Here is a 389-nt window from a genome sequence, read left to right as displayed (position 1 = left end):
AATGTAAAACTGAATATGGTGGTAATGCGGGGTTTCAATGATGATGAGATCCCGGAATTCATTGCCTTATCCCATCATTATCCGATAGAGTTGAGGTTTATAGAATTTATGCCATTCACCGGAAATTCTTGGGAAAAAGCAAAAGTGATTCCGGTCGCGGAAATGCTTGATTTGGTTTCACAGCACTTTACGTTTGAAAAAATAACGGATCAGAAAAATGATACATCCAGAAAATATCGGATTAGTGAAGAAAGCAAAGGAGTTTTCGGACTGATCTCTACCATGAGCAATGCTTTCTGTGCTGGCTGTAACCGAATCAGGATCACTTCAGATGGGAAAATGAAAAACTGTCTTTTCGGAGCGGATGAATTTGATTTGCTGAAGGCTTT

At 39.3% G+C, this 389-nt stretch carries 1 protein-coding gene; it reads left to right on the top strand.

The annotated features are described in order from the left end of the window. Positions 1–389: GTP 3',8-cyclase MoaA family protein (locus tag GB932_RS21745; protein WP_497755933.1), on the top strand; the 389-nt coding region annotated here is incomplete at both ends.

The sequence above is a fragment of the Microbacterium karelineae genome (assembly GCF_009745985.1).
GTDB classification, from domain to species: Bacteria; Actinomycetota; Actinomycetes; order Actinomycetales; family Microbacteriaceae; genus Microbacterium; species Microbacterium karelineae.
This window is presented reverse-complemented; position numbering and strand designations above follow the sequence as displayed.